Annotated in this window: 16 protein-coding genes; 10 read left to right on the forward strand and 6 right to left on the reverse strand. The window is 71.4% G+C overall.

Going from position 1 to position 15,891, the window contains the following annotated elements:
- Positions 1–10 precede the first annotated feature (10 nt).
- Both ABT053_RS08435 and ABT053_RS08440 read right to left on the reverse strand, forming a co-directional pair.
- Positions 11–1,072 (reverse strand): lysylphosphatidylglycerol synthase domain-containing protein, encoded by a 1,062-nt coding sequence (locus ABT053_RS08435; RefSeq protein WP_350968235.1) that lies wholly within the window; start codon positions 1,070–1,072, stop codon positions 11–13.
- Positions 1,073–1,132: 60 nt separating this feature from the next.
- Positions 1,133–1,954, reverse strand: coding sequence for a PIG-L deacetylase family protein (locus ABT053_RS08440; RefSeq protein ID WP_350968236.1), 822 nt, complete (start codon positions 1,952–1,954; stop codon positions 1,133–1,135).
- A gap of 72 nt (positions 1,955–2,026) precedes the next feature.
- Here ABT053_RS08440 and ABT053_RS08445 point away from each other — a divergent pair, with 72 nt between their 5' ends.
- Complete coding sequence (locus ABT053_RS08445; RefSeq protein WP_350968237.1) at positions 2,027–3,145, forward strand: glycosyltransferase family 4 protein; 1,119 nt, start codon at positions 2,027–2,029, stop codon at positions 3,143–3,145.
- Positions 3,146–3,432: 287 nt separating this feature from the next.
- Here ABT053_RS08445 and ABT053_RS08450 read toward each other — a convergent pair whose 3' ends face one another.
- Positions 3,433–3,828: a DUF8711 family protein gene (locus tag ABT053_RS08450; RefSeq protein WP_350968238.1), complete on the reverse strand. Its 396-nt coding sequence runs from the start codon at positions 3,826–3,828 to the stop codon at positions 3,433–3,435.
- A 133-nt stretch (positions 3,829–3,961) separates the two neighbouring features.
- Between ABT053_RS08450 and ABT053_RS08455 the strand changes: the two genes are divergently transcribed.
- A complete protein-coding gene (locus tag ABT053_RS08455) occupies positions 3,962–5,302 on the forward strand; it encodes an APC family permease (RefSeq protein WP_350968239.1) in 1,341 nt (446 codons plus the stop codon).
- A gap of 555 nt (positions 5,303–5,857) precedes the next feature.
- On the opposite strand, the gene ABT053_RS08460 is transcribed toward ABT053_RS08455, so the two are convergent.
- On the reverse strand, positions 5,858–7,135 hold the full coding sequence (locus ABT053_RS08460; RefSeq protein WP_350968240.1) for a hypothetical protein: 1,278 nt from the start codon (positions 7,133–7,135) through the stop codon (positions 5,858–5,860).
- A gap of 98 nt (positions 7,136–7,233) precedes the next feature.
- On the opposite strand from ABT053_RS08460, the gene ABT053_RS08465 reads away from it, so the two are divergent.
- Positions 7,234–7,608, forward strand: coding sequence for an STAS domain-containing protein (locus ABT053_RS08465; protein WP_350968241.1), 375 nt, complete (start codon positions 7,234–7,236; stop codon positions 7,606–7,608).
- 86 nt (positions 7,609–7,694) lie between these two features.
- A complete protein-coding gene (locus ABT053_RS08470; protein WP_350968242.1) occupies positions 7,695–8,060 on the forward strand; it encodes an STAS domain-containing protein in 366 nt (121 codons plus the stop codon).
- An 88-nt stretch (positions 8,061–8,148) separates the two neighbouring features.
- Here ABT053_RS08470 and ABT053_RS08475 read toward each other — a convergent pair whose 3' ends face one another.
- Together ABT053_RS08475 and ABT053_RS08480 are read right to left on the reverse strand one after the other, a co-directional pair.
- Positions 8,149–8,883, reverse strand: a complete 735-nt coding sequence (locus tag ABT053_RS08475) for a glycosyltransferase family 2 protein (RefSeq protein WP_350968243.1) — start codon at positions 8,881–8,883, stop codon at positions 8,149–8,151.
- Positions 8,884–9,205: 322 nt separating this feature from the next.
- The gene (locus tag ABT053_RS08480; protein WP_350968244.1) at positions 9,206–9,490 is read right to left on the reverse strand and encodes a hypothetical protein; all 285 of its coding nucleotides are present in this window, start codon (positions 9,488–9,490) and stop codon (positions 9,206–9,208) included.
- 230 nt (positions 9,491–9,720) lie between these two features.
- Here ABT053_RS08480 and ABT053_RS08485 point away from each other — a divergent pair, with 230 nt between their 5' ends.
- The 6 genes from ABT053_RS08485 (at position 9,721) to ABT053_RS08510 (ending at position 15,718) form a co-directional block, all read left to right on the forward strand.
- Positions 9,721–11,169, forward strand: a complete 1,449-nt coding sequence (locus ABT053_RS08485; RefSeq protein ID WP_350968245.1) for a helix-turn-helix domain-containing protein — start codon at positions 9,721–9,723, stop codon at positions 11,167–11,169.
- Positions 11,169–12,074: a phosphotransferase enzyme family protein gene (locus ABT053_RS08490; protein WP_350968246.1), complete on the forward strand. Its 906-nt coding sequence runs from the start codon at positions 11,169–11,171 to the stop codon at positions 12,072–12,074. The genes ABT053_RS08485 and ABT053_RS08490 overlap by 1 nt, the downstream gene beginning before the upstream one ends.
- Positions 12,075–12,098: 24 nt before the next feature.
- Complete coding sequence (locus tag ABT053_RS08495) at positions 12,099–12,542, forward strand: SRPBCC family protein (RefSeq protein ID WP_350968247.1); 444 nt, start codon at positions 12,099–12,101, stop codon at positions 12,540–12,542.
- A gap of 63 nt (positions 12,543–12,605) precedes the next feature.
- The gene (locus tag ABT053_RS08500) at positions 12,606–13,352 is read left to right on the forward strand and encodes an IclR family transcriptional regulator (RefSeq protein WP_350968248.1); all 747 of its coding nucleotides are present in this window, start codon (positions 12,606–12,608) and stop codon (positions 13,350–13,352) included.
- 139 nt (positions 13,353–13,491) lie between these two features.
- A complete protein-coding gene (locus ABT053_RS08505) occupies positions 13,492–14,709 on the forward strand; it encodes a 4-hydroxybenzoate 3-monooxygenase (protein WP_350968249.1) in 1,218 nt (405 codons plus the stop codon).
- Positions 14,710–15,058: 349 nt separating this feature from the next.
- Complete coding sequence (locus ABT053_RS08510) at positions 15,059–15,718, forward strand: DUF998 domain-containing protein (protein ID WP_350968250.1); 660 nt, start codon at positions 15,059–15,061, stop codon at positions 15,716–15,718.
- Positions 15,719–15,891 lie beyond the last annotated feature (173 nt).

The following is a 15,891-nucleotide window of genomic DNA, read 5'->3' on the forward strand; positions in this document are numbered from 1 at the left end:
ATTTCCCAATCTAGCGGCTGATCGACTCCTTTTCAGGGGCCGGAGCGGCGTTCTCACGCCTGCGCAGGAACGTCCACGCCCCCAGCGCCAGCCCGCCGAAGGGGATTTCGACAGTGTAGGTCCAGAACCCGAAAAGCAGGGCGGCGGCGGTGGCGGAGTCCAGCGGAGCACCGAAGAAGACCAGCGCGCCGATGGTTCCGGCCTCCATTATCCCCGTACCGCTGGGAGTCACCAAAGCCGTGGTCAACACCCGGGACAGGGCGAAGGCGGCGATCGACTGCGCCAGGCCGGGATAGGCGCCGGTCGCGTGCAGGCAGACGACGAGGATGAGCCACTGGAAGCCGAGGAAGAAGAGCATGCCCAGCGTGAGCCCGGCCCAGCGGCTCCGTACGACCTCGGAGGTGTCGGCCCGCAGCTTGACCAGCGCCTCGGAGGCGGCGTGCTCGCCGGGACGGATCCGGCGGGGGAGCACGCGGGTCAGGGCGTCGAGGCCGCGGCCCAGGACGTTCGCGGCGCGGTCCCAGTAGAGGGCGACGGTCACCACGGCGACCAGCACGAGGATGGACAGCACACCCGCCCAGCCCGCCCGGGTCACCGAGGGGCTGAGCGGCTCCCCGCTGAACAGCAGGGCCACGATGCCCGCCGCGGGCAGCAGGAAGCGGAACAGGGTGTTCCAGACGCCGGTGGTCAGCGTGGAGACCACGACGGCCCGCGCGGTGAAACCCCAGCTCTTGGCCATCGCGAACGTCATCGCCACCCCGGCCGCGCCGCCGAAGGGCAGCAGGTTGCTCACCGCGCTGCCGCTCGCGTTCAGCGTCAGCGCCTGCAGGTGGGTGAGCCCGGGGAGGGAGGCGGTCAGCACGAACGTGTACGCGAGGAGGCTGAGCAGCCAGACGACGGCCATCAGCGCGATCTCCTGGCCGCTCAGCGCGGCGAACTGCGCGCCGATCTGCGCCCAGGAGACGTGCTTGCCCGTCAGGGCCGCGACGACCTGGGGCATGAAGAACACGAGCGTGGCGGCGAGTGCGAGCGACACGACCGACAGCCCGACCTGGAACAACCTGCTCTTCATCCGAACCCGACCCGCCCGCTCCTCATCCGGCACCCCCGGACAAGTCTGCCGCTCCCGATCTCATCCTTTGGGAGGAACTTCGAAGGGATGCCTCAGCCGGGAGCCCAGGGGGGCGTCCCGGCGGACGTACCACTCGGTGCCGAAGACGAGACCGTACAGCGGCTGGGGGATCTTGAGCATCACCCCGAGCGTGCGGGTGTCGGCGCCGGTGGCCTGGGAGGCGTGGGCGGCCATGCTCGCCCGCTTCTGGCGGGCGAAGCGCCGCACGGCGACCCGGTGGGTGATCACCTCGCCGGGGGAGTACGCCCGCTCGAAGGCCCGGATGTCGAGCTGCGGGTAGAACCTCCTGGCGAGCCGCAGCCCCCGCAGCAGGGGGTCGCGGTTGACGGTGGCCTCCAGCACGATCGGGGTCCTCGCGATCTCGGCCGCCCGGCCGCCGACCCGGTGCACCTGGACGTGGTCGGGGTGGCCGTAGCCGCCCGCCGGGTCGTAGGTCGTCAGCAGGTCGGCCCGCTCCTCGGTGAGGATGCCGGCGAGCCGCCGGGCGGCCTCCTCGGCGTCGGCGTCGATGAAGGCGTCGTCGGGCCGGTCGTCGGCGACCCCGCCGCCGGGCGCGAGCCCGGAGTCGCCGTAGCCGAGGTTCACCACGCGGGCGCAGCCGAGTGCCGCCGCCGACTTGTACAGCTCGGCCATGCGGGCGGCGCCCAGCGCCTCACCGGGTTCGAGGTCGGCCTGGCCCCGCTCTCCCGAGGTCGCCACGACGAGCACCACCCGGTGGCCCTCGGCGGCGAGCATCGCCATGGTGCCCGCGGTGAGCAGGGCCTCGTCGTCGGGATGGGCATGGAAGAACACTGCTGTCTTGACGCTGCTGATCAGGCTCACTCCGTTCGCGCGACTCGGACGCGCCCTCACGGGGCACGCAGGCATGATCTCACGCGGGTCTACGCTGGCACGGTGAGGATCCTCCACATCAGTGACTGTTACCTGCCGCGTCTCGGTGGGATCGAGGTGCAGGTCGCCGATCTGGTCCGGACGCAGCGGGAGGCGGGCCACCAGGTCGAGGTGGCGACCGCCACCCCGGGTGAGAGCCTGCCCGGGGTGCACAGGATCGTCGCGAGACTACCGTTCGACCTGCCGGTCCATCCGTTCGGGGTGGGTCACCTGCTCCGTCTGGTGAGGGCGCGGCGTCCCGACGTGGTGCACGTGCACACGGGCGCGGTCTCGCCGTTCGCCTGGATGGGCGTGCGGGCGGCGACCCGCGCGGGCCTGCCCGTGGTCGTCACCGTGCACAGCATGTGGGACCCGGTCACGCGGGCGCTCTACCGGGGTCTGCGGCTGCTGTCGGGGTGGCACCGCTGGGGGCTGGTGGGCACCGCGGTGAGCGAGGCGGCCGCGCTGCCGATCCGCGCGGTGGCCGGGCCGGGCGTGCCGGTGCACGTGGTCTCCAACGGCCTGGACCTCTCCGGCTGGCGCTCGCCGCCCCACCCCCCGCCCTCCGCCGATCTCGTACGGCCGGAGCCGGTGCACGTCGTCGCGGTGGGGCGGCTCGCGCCCCGCAAGCAGCCGGTCAAGTTGCTGAGGCTCCTGCGGGAGGCGCGTGCCCAGGTGCCGGGGGAGACGCCGATGCGGGCGACCGTCGTCGGGGACGGCCCGGCCCGGCCGCGGATGGAGCGCTACCTGAGGGCGAACGGCATGACCGGCTGGGTCTCGCTTCCCGGCCGCTACAGCCGCGACCAGATCCGCGAGCTGCTCGCCTCGACGGACGTGTTCGTCGCTCCCGCGCCCCGCGAGTCCTTCGGGCTGGCCGCGCTGGAGGCGAGGGCCGCGGGGGTGCCGGTGGTGGCGCGCGCGCAGAGCGGGGTGGCCGACTTCGTACGGCCAGGCAAGGAGGGGCTGCTCGGGGGGAGTTTCGACGACCTGGTCGCGTCGGTGGCCAGGCTGGTCCGCGACCGCGAGCTGCGCGAGTCGATCGCGGCGAACAACCGGGAGACCGAGCCCGTCCGCAGCTCCTGGCCCGTGGTGCTCGAAGGCTTCGAACGCTGCTACGAGCAGGCCCGCGCCGCCAGGACCTGACGCGTCCCGCCCCCGGGCGCGCGGCGCGCGGTGCGAGGTGAGACCTGAGACCTGAGACCTGAGACCTGAGACGGCACCGTACGTCGTCCCGCCCCCGGGCGCGCGGTGCGAGGGCGGGGAGAACGCGCGAGGCCCCTGCCGTGCGGTGGCAGGGGCCTCGGTGGAACTCGGTGGAACTCAGTGGAGATGGTCGGTACGGCCGCCGCGCCGCACTGCCCCCCGCAGGCGGGGCGGCGGCCGTACCGGGAGTGCCTCCTGTCACCAGGGGCACGAGTCCGCCGGAACGCTCAGGAGCAGGCCTCGGCGAGCTTGGTGCTCGCCTCCTGGGCCTTCGTCGTGAGCGATCCCAGGGCCGTGGCGGCCGCGGTGGGGTCGTTCGGGTCGATCTTGACCGACTCGAACGTCGTGGCGAGGTCGGTGAGGGCGGTGGCCACGTCGCCGTCGGCCGTGCCCGCCAGCGCCTTGAGGTCGGCGGCGAGCTTGGCGGTGGCGTCGTTGTACTTGGCGAGGTCGCCGGTGCTCCCCGCCACGGCGGTGGTGAAGTCCGTGAAGGGCTTCGACCACGCGCCGTCGGTGCAGACCGCGCTGTTGGCGGACGACGCGCCACAGGCGGCGGTCATCGATATGAGAGCGATTCCCGCGGCGGTGACGGCGAGGCGGCGGGAGGAGAGGGCGCGGAACATTTCTGCCTTTCATTGCATTTCGTGACAGTTGGAACTGTAGGCAGGGTTCCTTGCGGATCACTTTCACAGCACTTACAACAGTGACTCGTGTGACCTGACGTGATTTCGCCCCCGCTGCGGGTAAGGGCGGGGTATGGCTGAGGCGATCGTCGATCCCGGTTCCGGTCAGCACTCGCTCAAGCGGGTCATCGGGCGCAAGGTGCTCCTTCTGTTCGTGGTGGGCGACATCCTCGGCGCGGGGATCTACGCCCTGGTCGGGAAGGTCGCCGGGCACGTCGGCGGAGCCCTGTGGGTGCCCTTCCTGGTGTCCTTCGTGCTGGCGGCCCTGACGGCGACCGCCTACGCCGAACTTGTCGGCAAATATCCTCAAGCGGCCGGTGCCGCGCTTTACGCGAACAAAGCGTTCAACATTCCCTTTGTCACCTTCATTGTGGCGTTCGCGGTGCTGATGAGCGGGATCACCTCGGCGAGCGCGGCCGCGCGGGCCTTCGGCGGCGACTACCTCGGGGAGTTCGTCACGCTGCCGGTCGTCGTCGGGGCGTTCCTCTTCCTCGGCCTGGTCACGCTGGTGAACTTCGCCGGGATCTCCGAGTCCATCAAGGTCAACGTGGTGCTGACGATCATCGAGGCGTTCGGCCTGCTCGTCATCATCGCGATCGGGATCTTCGCCCTGCTGTCCGGCGACGGCGATCCGTCACGGGCCCTGGAGTTCCACCCGGCCAACGGCGCCTTCCTCGGCGTCCTGGGCGGCACGGCCCTCGCCTTCTACGCGCTGCTCGGCTTCGAGGACTCGGTCAACCTCGCCGAGGAGGCCAAGGACCCGCAACGAGACTTCCCCCGCGCGCTCTTCGGCGGCCTGACCATCGCGGCGATCATCTATTTGGGAGTCGCGTTCACGGCGACCATGCTGGTCGACACCAAGACGCTGACGGACTCGTCCGGCCCGCTGCTGGAGGTCGTCAAGGTCGCCGGGCTGGCGTTCCCGCCCAAGCTGTTCGCCCTGATCGCGCTGCTCGCGGTGGGCAACACCGCGCTGATCAACATGCTCATGGCCTCGCGCCTGGTGTACGGCATGGCGCGTGAGGGGATCGTGCCGCGCGTCTTCGCGTCGGTCCATTCGACGCGGTCCACCCCGTGGGTGGCCATCGTCTTCACCGTGGGCGTCGCGGCGGTGCTGGTCGCCACCGGCGACGTGGGCGGCCTGGCCGACACCACGGTGCTGCTGTTGCTGTGCGTCTTCACGCTGGTCAACGTGGCCGTGCTGGTCCTCCGCAAGGACCGGGTGGACCACGATCACTTCCGGGCGCCGAGCTGGATGCCGGTCCTGGGGGCGGTGGTCTGCTTCGTCCTGGCGCTTCCCGTCACCGGCAGGGGCGTGGACGTCTACGTCCGCGCGGCGGTGCTGCTCGTGATCGGGGTGGCCCTCTGGTTCGTCAACCGGCTCTTCCTCTCAGAAGGGAAGCGCCCGTCCTGAGGGCGTACGGAGGTCGAGGGCGATGGGTTTCCGGGGCGGCCGGGGCTTTTGGAGGATAAGAACCTTTTTCATGTCATACTCCCTCTTTGTTGGAGTTTGAGAGAGACTACGTCACCTGACCGACTTTTTCACTGATTTTTTACCAAGCGCGTGTAGGTCTGGGGTGAAGTCAGGGGTTCCGGGATCACGTGAGCGCGCGGATGTGGGCGGTGTCCGGGCCGGAGGTCTGACCTCCGCTGTCCCGGCCGTGTCGTCGAGGGCTCTGTCGTGGCGTTTGGTGGGTAAAGTCCGCCATGTCCGCACAGTAAGCGGCTCATGTTTCCGGCAGGGACACCGTGTGTTCCAAATCCGCGACCTCGGCGTCGCGCGGAGGCGATCTCGGTACCGCGCAGGAGGCGACCTCGGCACCGCGCGGCAGGCGTTTTCGGCGCGGCGCGGCAGGCGGCGGGGCCGTGATCGCGGCGGCGGGGCAGGTCGCGGAGCGGGCCGTGGAATGGGCCGTGGAATGGGCCGTGAAGTGTGGACCGTGGAGTGTGGACCGTGGAGGCGACGGGATCAGCGGCGGAGCACGAAGGCCTTCTCGTCGTCGCCCACGCCGACCGAGCCCACCGCCCACAGCGTCCCGGTGCCCGGCACCCGGGTCAGGCCGGTCCCGCCGACGTCGTCGGTCTCGTCGTACTGCTGGGTGCTGGTGTAGGTACGGAACAGCGGGCCGTACTCGCGTGACCAGGTGGTGCCGTCGAAGTGGAGGATGAGCACCTGCCCGGCGTGGTCGGCGTCGACGCCGCTGATCCACAGGTCGCCGGGGCCGGAGGCGGTGACCCCGTGCAGGCTCCCCCGGGAGACCGGCACCTCGACCCGCGTCCAGCGGGTGCCGTCCCAGCGCATGACGAGCGGCCGCGTTCCCTCGCCGCCCGCCTGGGCGCTCGGCCCGGGCTCGCTCCCCGGCCGGGTCGCCGGGGCGGCGGAGACCTGCCCGACCGCCCACACCTCCGACGGCGAGACCTGCCAGACCCGGCTGAGACGGCCACCGGGGACCGGGGGCGTCTCCTGGCTCTCCCACGATCCGGCCGTGCCGTGCCAGACCAGCGGGGTCCCGGTCTCGCTCGTCCCCACGGCCCAGACGTGGCCGTCCCCGGAGGTGATCGCCTCAAGGGTGCCCCCGGTGCTCAGCGCGTTGCGGAACTCGCCGCCCGCCCACTCCAGGACGACCGCGCCGGAGGGGCCGTTCGCGGCGAACCACGCGTCGCCGCCGCTCGCCGCGACGTCCGCGAGCCGGTAGTCCTCGGCGACCCCGAAGGGCCGGTGCGGGGCCCAGGCCCGCCCGTTCCAGTGCGCGGCGAACGCGGCCGGGCCGTTGCCCACCACCCACACGTCGCCGGGCCCGGCCGCGCCGACCCCCTCCAGGCGGTGGGCGCCGGCGCCCTCGCCCAGCGGCATCTCCCGCCAGCGGCTCCCGTTCCAGCGCAGGACGGCGGGCGTGCCCTCCCGGTCCTCGGCGCCGTCCTGGTATCCGACGGCCCAGGCGTCGCGGGGCCCGGTCGCCGCCACGTCGAGCAGCGCCGTGCCGCCCGACAGCCTCGCGCCCCCCACGGCCGCCCACTCGGCGGACGCGGCGGCCGCCCCGGTCGCCACCGGGCTCGCCGAGGGGGCCGGCGACGCGGGATCCGGGGAGTTGGAACTCGGGGGAAGGGGGCCCGGCGAGGCCGTACCGCCCGGTGCCGGGGTCGCGGTGGGCGCGGTGGGCGCGGTGGGCTCGGCCGGAGCCGCACCGCACGCGGCGATCAGGAGCGCTCCGAAGACCAGGATCGCCAACGGGCGCGCTTTCACCATGTCACCATTGTTCCCCATGCCTCCGTCGTCCGGCCGTGCCCGCGATGATTAGAACCGCCTGGCTGGGGCACCGGGGACGTAGGCGGGAGAGGATGCCGATGTCGAAGGCTGAGGAGGACGCGAGATTTCGCGTTCGGGCCGACAAGCACAGCTATTTCACCGCCCTGCACGCGGTGGGGGCACTGGACTACGGGTCCTCCCCGCTGCTGAAGGAGCAGGCCGACGCCGCGCTGGGGGCGACCGACCACCCGCGCCTGGTGATCGATCTCACCGAGGTCACCTTCTGCGACTCCACCGGATACGGCGTGCTCATGTACGCCCTCACCCGCGTCCGCCGGGTCGCGGGCTCGCTCGTCCTCGTCGGCCCCTCGACCGTGATGAGACAACGGCTGAGCCGCCTGGGGGTGGCCGACCTGTTCGACACCCGGCGCACGGTCGAAGAGGCGGTGGAGGCCTTTCCCAAGCCGACGTGAGCGGCCACGCCTCACCACACGGGGCGATCCGCACCGTATGAGACAGTTATGGTTGCTTGGGCAAAGGGTCGGTCAGAGGGTTGGTCATGTTCGTGGGAGATGAGCCGGAGTCGGTTTTCACCGTCACCTCCGGGCTGCACGGTACGACGCTCGTCGTGCGCGCGAGTGGAGAGCTCGATCACTACCACACGTCCGTGCTGCGCGAGGAGATGGGCAGGGCATGGGACTCCCTGCCCTCGCCGATACTGATCCTCGACCTGTCCGCCCTGACCTTCTGCGACTCCTCCGGGATCGGCGAGCTGCTCCAGGTCCGCCACCAGGGCCTGAACCGGGAGGTACGGGTCATCCTCACCGGCGTCCAGGGCAACCTGGCCAGACGCCTCCACCTCGCCGGCCTGATCCAGGTGTTCGAGGTGCTCCCCTCCGTGGCCGACGCCCTCGAGGTGGCCTGAGGCCCTCGCGGCGGCCCCGCACCCGTTCCGCTCTCCCGCCGCCTGCCGGGACGCGGTTCGCCTTGATCGCACCGGAGTCCTTCGCGGGTCAGACGGTGGCGTGGGTGGCGTGCTCCTGCAGCCGGAGGCCGCCGACGCGTCCCTCGCGCTCGCGGAGGATGGTGCGGAGCACCCGCAGGCCGTCGCGGACGGCGTGCAGGTTGCTGGCGCCGTGGATGCGGCTGCGCTCGTGGCTGGGGACCTCGCGGATGACGAGACCGGCCTGGGCGGCGCGGATGTTCATCAGGGTCTCGATCTCGAAGCCGTCGCAGTCGAGGTCCAGGGCGTCGAGGTGGCGGGCCCAGAAGGCGTTGTAGCCGTAACACAGGTCGGTGTAGCGGGTGCCGTACAGCCGGTTGGTCATCTTGGTCAGCATCGTGTTGCCGAGCGAGCGGATCGGGCTGATGTCGTCCGAGCCTCCGCCGGGGGCACAGCGGGACCCCTTGGCGAAGTCGGCGCCCTCGACCAACGCGGTCACGAAGGCGTGGATCTCCCGGCCGTCGGTGGACCCGTCGGCGTCGATCATGACGATGATGTCACCGGTCGCGGCGGCGAAACCCTCGGTGAGAGCGTTGCCCTTGCCCTTGCGGGTCTGCGTGACGACGCGCAGCCCCGGGCGCAGGGACTTGGCCACGGCCACCGTGTCGTCGGTGGAGTTGCCGTCGACCAGGATCACCTCGTCGATCCAGGACGGCAGGGTCGCGAAGACGTGGGGGAGGTTCTCCGCCTCGTTCATGGCGGGGACGATCACGCTGACACTGAAAGCGAAAGGGGCGCTGTTCATGGTCACAAGGTCTAACGAACCACCTGCAGAACACTTGAAAGCCTCTTGCAACCCCGTAAGCGACGGAGGATCGTGCCCCTTGACCTCCCCTTGGGGACGGCGGGAAGGTCTCTTCGCCAACCGTTCCCAAGGGGGAGGCGCGACCCGATGCGGATCGCCGGGATCGTCAGAAGGGGAGCGTACGACCCGAGGGGCTGCGCAGATCGAGCGGCACCGGCTCACGGGGCGGACGCGGACGTTGCACGACCAGGATCCTTTTCACGGTGCCGCTCCATTCTGGGCTTGATCACCGGGTGTTACCCATGCCAGGCCCAAGAATCACCTATCTCCGTATCACATGAAGAACACTGGCCACACGTTCCGCGGCCGTCGCGACGTCCTCCGCGTGGCCGATGCGCCCCGCCCAGGACAGCCAGAACCACCACTCGCCGTCCTCCTCGTGGGCGGCGAGCACGTCCTCGGTCCTGGCCGGGGCCATGGGGTTGATCACATGCAGCCGTGGATAAAGCCCCGCGGCCGACCTCAGACGCACCTGGAAGGCGTGCGCCTCCAACTGGGCGGCCAACCGACGCAGATGGTCGATGCCCTCGCCGCGCTCTGTCATCATCCGGATCACTCCTGGCGGACACTCGTGACTTGCCTCTCTGCAGAGTGCGGTTTTGTGGCACTTGAGGCAATCGGTCCCTCCGCAACCCCGCTCGGGATCAGTGGAATAGACCGGAAAGTCGCTGATGTTCCGTGGGGAAACCGCGAATAAAAGGAACGTCGCGCACAGCTGCGTTTACGCTGAGGTGCGTGTTTGTTAATGTTGTGTAAACAGCGACCGGGAGGGGCGCCGTGGCCCGAGGTGAGCATTCCCCCGCGTGCGCGCGACGATGGCGGGAGCAGGCGGCGTCCAGGCAGTGGACCCACTGGCAGACCGCCCAGGCCATCCACGGCTGCTGCGGGGTGAGCCTGCTCAAGGCACACCGCCTGGCCAGGGGATGGTCGGCCAGGCAGTCCGTTCAGGAGCTGGAGGAGCTCTGTGAGCGCCAGGACCTGGGCGAGGCGCGGGCCAGCATCGACCTGCTCAACGCCTGGGAGAACAACCGGGCACGACCGCGCCCGCAGACCATCGATCTGCTCGCCCGACTCTACCGCGCGAACGCCGTGAGGCTAGGCCTCGCCGGAGACTACTGCGAGGACGGCGGGGGCACCAAGGTCGTGGTCGTCTCGGGGGGCGAGGCCCGCGCGCCGTACCAGACGGAGGAACGGGAACGGTCCGAGGACGACATCGAGCGGCGGGCGCTGTTCCACCACGCCCTGCTCGGCTCGGAGTCCGTGATGACCGGCCAGCTGCTCGCCGAGGTCGAGCGGACCCGCCAGGACCTGGACCGCACGCTCGCCGTCGCCACCGTCTCCGAGGAGCAGCTCGACCGGCTCGACGAGCAGGTGCTGCGCTACCGGCGCGAGTACATCAGCAGCGCGCCGGTGCCGATGCTCTACCGGCTCATGCTGGAGCTGTCGGACGTCCGGACGCTCTCGCTGGCCCGCCAGCCCGCGATGGCCCAGCGCCGCCTGCTCAACGCCACCGTCATGCTCGCGCTGCTGTCGGCCGACGCGCTGATGAAGCTCGGCGACACCCGCCAGGCCCACGCCTGGTACGGCACCGCGCGCAACGCCTCCGACGACATGGGCGACGTGCGGCTGCGCGCCCTCGTCCGGGCGCAGCAGGCGATGCTCCCCTACTACTACGGCGACCTGGCCGAGACCGTGCGGCTGGCCCGCGAGGCCAGGATGCTCGCCGGCAGCGCGCCCAGCTCCCCCGCGGCGCTCGGCGCGGCTGCGGAGGCGCGGGCGCTGGCCCGGATGGGCGAGCACAAGGCCGCGAGGGTCGCGCTCGCCGAGGCGGAGCGGATCTTCGCCAAGATGCCCCCCGAGGGCCACGACCACCTCGCGTTCCGCTTCTCCGAGCGGCGGCTGCAGTTCTACCGGATCGGCACCCTGATCGAGCTGGGCGAGGACGTCGACTGGAAGCCGGGACCCGCCGGGCCCTCGGTGCCGTACGCCATCGACCCGGTCCTCCTCCTGCTCGACCAGGCCGCGCACCTGGTCCGCGACGGGAAGATCGACGACGCCTGCCACCTGGCGGAGAAGGCGCTGCTCCAGGTCCCGCCGGAGCACCGCACCTCCATCGTGCTCAACCGGGCGCGGGCGCTGCTGTCGGAGGTGCCCCAGACCAGGCACAGGGCGGCGGCGGTGCGGCGCCTGAACGACCTGGTCATCGGCGCGGCACCGGTCGGCTGATGAACGCGCTCGCCGAGGAGGCGTTCACCGTCCTGCGGGAGGTCTGCGAGGACCTCGGCATCGACCACAGGGACGCGGAGCTGCTGCGGGTGCGCAGCAACGCCGTCTTCAAGCTGCGCAGCGAGATCGTGGTCAGGATCGCCACCGCCCCCAACGCGCTGACCCGGCTGCCGCTGGTCCTCGCGGTGGCGCGCTGGCTCGCCGAGCAGGGGTTCCCCGCGGTGCGCCCGGCCGACGAGATCTCCGAGCAGCCCGTGGTGCACGAGGGCAGGGTCGTCACCTTCTGGCACTACGTCCCGGCGAGCGGCCGTCCCACCACCACGGAGCTGGGCGAGATCCTGCGCAGCCTGCACCTGCTGCCGGTCCCGCCGGTGGCGTTGCGGCGGTTCGTCGACCCGCTGTGCGAGGTGCGCCGCGCGGTGGACCGATCCGAGGAGCTCACCTCCTGCCAGCGGGCCTGGCTGCGCGACCGCATCGCGGAGCTGACGGAGCGCTGGTCGGACCTCGGCATGGACGACGCGCCGGTGCTGCTGCACGGCGACGCGTGGATCGACAACCTGCTGCGCTGCACGGACGGCCACGTGGTGCTCTGCGACTGGGACGGCGTCGCGGTCGGCCCCCGCGAGTGGGACCTGGTCCACACCTACCACGGCCAGCGGCGCTTCGGCCTGACCGCCGCCGACGTGGACGCCTTCGCCGACGCGTACGGCAGTGACCTGCGTTCCTGGCCGGGATACTCCACCCTCATGGAGGTGAGGGACATCTACGCGGTGGGCATCCACATCCGCAACGCCGCCGCCGACCCGTTCTCCCGGCGCGAGCTTCCCCGCAGGCTGGATTCCCTCACCCGAGGTGAGCAACACGCCCGCTGGTACATGGCCGAACCCGTTACTGTCTCCCAGTAAAGGATCTTAAAACGGGGGCATAGTATGCCAAAGGTCACACTGCGTAACACCTTCCATGTCCGCAACACTCCCGAGGCGCTCCACGCCCATCTGAGCCAGCCGCAGAGCTACGTGGGGCTCTCGCCGATGGTGGTCGCCGTCAAGAACGTCGAGCGGGGCGAGTCCGAGACCCGCTACACCTCGGTGGAGCGGTTCAAATTCTTCGGCCTCGTCAAGTACGACAACATGATCAAGGTGACGTTGCGGAGCACGCCGCGGACCGTCGAGGGCGAGGTCGACAGTCCCGGCGGGGTGCGCCTGGACTACCGGTTCACCCTCAACGAGAAGGACGGCGGCACCGAGGTCGAGGACATCCTCGTGGTGCACGCCTGGGTCAGGCCGCTGCTGGGCTACGCCGCGAAGAAGGCCCGCGAGGTGCAGCTCGCCCGCGCCGGGGTCCTGGCCGCCCGCCTGGGTTCCGCTCCCTAGGATGCCGGTCGTGGTCGTCGGGGGCGTCGCGGCGGCGGTGGGCCCGTGCCCGGGGTGGGGCGCGTGAGGGCGCCCACGGTCACCGGGAAGATCATGGCCATCCTCGGCGCCTTCCTGCCGGGAGACGTGCGGCTGACGCTCACCGAGATCTGCCGCCGGGCCGAGCTGCCGCCCGCCACCGGCCACCGGCTGGTCGGGGAGCTGGTGGAGGGCGGGTTCCTGGAACGGCTCCCCGGCGGCTCCTACCGGGTCGGGACGCTCCTGTGGCGGATCGGCGCCCAGGCCGCCGAGCCGAGGGAGCTGCGCGAGCTCGCCCTGCCGTACATGGAGGACCTCTACGTCGCCACCCGCGAGAACGTGCAGCTCGCGGTGCTCCGCGACGACCGGGCGCTGTACGTCGAGCGGCTGCGCGGGCCCACCTCCGTGCCGGTCGTCTCGCGGGTGGCCGGGGAGCTGCCGCTGCACGCGACCGGGGTCGGCAAGGTCCTGCTCGCCTTCGCGGACCCCGAGACGGTGGAGCGGGTGCTCGCCGGGGAGCTCACCGCGCACGCGCCGAACACGGTGGTGGACCCGGCGCGGCTCCGTACCGAGCTGGAGGAGGTCCGCAGGACCGGGATCGCCCGCACGCAGGAGGAGATGTCGGTGGGCACCTGCTCGGTCGCGGCGCCGGTGCGGGGGGCGGGCGGCCGGGTGGTGGCGGCGCTGTCGCTGGTGGCCTGGCGGCACAGCGCCGATCCGCGGCGGCTGGCGGCGGCCGTGCTGCCGGCCGCCGCCGCGCTCTCCCGCGACCTCGCCGCCGCTCCCCGCTGACCGTTCGCGGCCGCTCCGCTCCGCCGCGTGTCCGGGGTTTCCCGTTCCGTACGGCCCGTTCCGGCTTTCGCCGGGCGGGGATTTCCGCTGAGCGGAAGGGCGTGCCGTGCGGGGACGGGCGGTGCGGAATGCTCGGTGCATGCGAACTCAGGTCGGGATCGTCGGCGCGGGACCCGCCGGGCTGCTCCTCTCCCATCTGCTCCACCTGCGGGGCATCGACTCGGTCGTCCTGGAGGCGCGGAGCAGGGAGTACGTCGAGCAGCGCGTGCGGGCCGGGGTGCTGGAGCAGGGCACGGTGGACCTGCTCAACGAGGCGGGCGTCGGCGACCGGATGCGCGCCGAGGGGCTGCCGCACCACGGCATCGAGCTGCGCTACGGCGGGGCCGGGCATCGCATCGCCTTCGAGAGGCTGGTCCCCGGGCGGGCCATCACCGTCTACGGCCAGCAGGAGGTGGTCAAGGACCTCATCGCCCGGCGGCTGGCCGACGGGGGGAGGATCCTCTTCGACGTCCCCGACGTCGCGCTGCACTCGCTGGAGAAGGACCCCTACCTCACCTTCCGGGGCGAGCGCCTCGACTGCGACGTCATCGCCGGGTGCGACGGCTTCCACGGCGTCTCGCGGCCGTCGATCCCCGAGGGGGTCCTGTCGGTCTTCCAGCGTGACTACCCGTTCGCCTGGCTCGGCATCCTCGCGCAGGTCCCGCCGTCGTCCGAGGAGCTGATCTACTCGCGAAACGACCGGGGCTTCGCGCTGCACAGCATGCGCTCCCCGGAGATCAGCCGTTTCTATCTCCAGGTCCCCCCGGACGCCTCGCTCGACGACTGGCCCGACGAGCGGATCTGGGCCGAGCTGCGGGCCCGCCTGGAGACGGTACCGGGGTTCGCGCTGGCCGAGGGGCCGATCATCTCCAGGGACCTGTCGGCGATGCGCTCGTTCGTGGCCGAGCCCATGCGTCACGGCAACCTCTACCTCGCCGGGGACGCCGCCCACATCGTGCCGCCCACCGGCGCCAAGGGGCTCAACCTGGCCGTCGCGGACGTCCGGCTGCTGACCGCGGCCCTGGCGGAGTTCTACGAGACGGGCTCCACGGGGCTGCTGGACACGTACTCCGCTAGTTGCCTGAAGCGGGTCTGGCGGGCCCAGCACTTCTCCTGGTGGATGACGACGCTGCTGCACACCTTGGACGACGACCCTTACGGGCGGCGCCTGCAGACCTCGCACCTCGACTACGTCACCTCCTCCGAGGCCGCGGCGACCACGCTCGCGGAGAACTACGTCGGCCTGCCCTTCGACTTCGGGACCCACCCGTCCGAGGGCCACCCGTCCGAGGCTCACCCGTTCGAGGCCCACCCATGACTTCCGCAGGCACGCTCCCGCGCTGACGCGTTCTCGCGTCGGCTCGCTCTTCCGCCGGTTCGTCCTCGCGTCGGCCCGTTGTTTCGGCGGCTCGTACCCGCGCCGGCTCGCTCCCCGTCTGCCGGGAGTGTCGCGGACGAGTCGCTCCTCCAGGCCCTTCCCCCGAGGGCGGGACCCTGAGGGGGAATTCCCTACCATAGTGAGCTTTTTCGCAGCTCAGGGGTGTATAGCGGGGAATGTCCCCGGAGGGTGAGCACCACCCTGTCCCGGGGGTCATCCGGGACCGTTCAGGGGTGGCCTGGGGCTGTCTCCGATATTCCGGGATCTTGATCGTCGCCATCGTTGAGACATGGGAAGCCAGGCGTTCACGCGGCACACGATGATCCTCGGCGGCTACGCGGCGATCGGCGCGGGGGCCGTCGCGATGCTGGGACTGCACGTGGTCACCGGCCTCGATCCGGTGCACACCGTGATCAGCGAGTACGCGTTCGAGGCGGCCGGATGGATGCTGCCCCTGTCGCTCACGCTCTTCTCCGTCGCGGCGACGATCATCGGGGCGATGCTGGCCCGTCGCGGGGAGGACCGCGCGGTGGCCCTGCTCGTCGGGACCTGGGGCCTGTGCATGCTGCTGATCGGCGCCTTCCCGACCGACGAGCCCGGGGTGCCGCTGTCGATGTCCGGTGGCATCCACAGGTACGCGGCGTTCGTGGCCTTCCTGTCGATGCCGGTCGCCGGGCTGCTCCTGTCCAGGCGGTACGCGACCAGCCCGTACGCCCGCCCGGTCCGGCTGCTCAGCCTGGCCGCGCTGGGCGTGCTGGTCCTGGTGGTCCTCCCGTACGTGGTGCGGATGTTCGGCGTGGACCTGACCAACGACGACATCCCCGCCGGGGTGATCCAGCGGCTGGTGGTGGGGTTCGAGGTGGCGGTGCTGGCCATGCTGGGACTGGTGGCCGGTGCCAGGCACGGCGGCCGCGTCCACCGCCCGCTCCCGGCGACCGCCCGCGCCTGACCCGCTATCGCCCAGCTCCTCCCGGCGACCGCCCGCGCCTGACCCGCTATCGCCCAGCTCCTCCCGGCGACCGCCCGCGCCTGACCCGCTCCCGCTTGGCCGTTCCCGCCCGGCCGTCCTGGCCGTCCTGACCGGCCGTCACCGTCGCCGTCCCCGCCTCCGGCCGCTCCCGT

It is taken from the genome of Streptosporangium sp. NPDC002524 (genome assembly GCF_040295985.1).
Taxonomy (GTDB): Bacteria; Actinomycetota; Actinomycetes; order Streptosporangiales; family Streptosporangiaceae; genus Streptosporangium.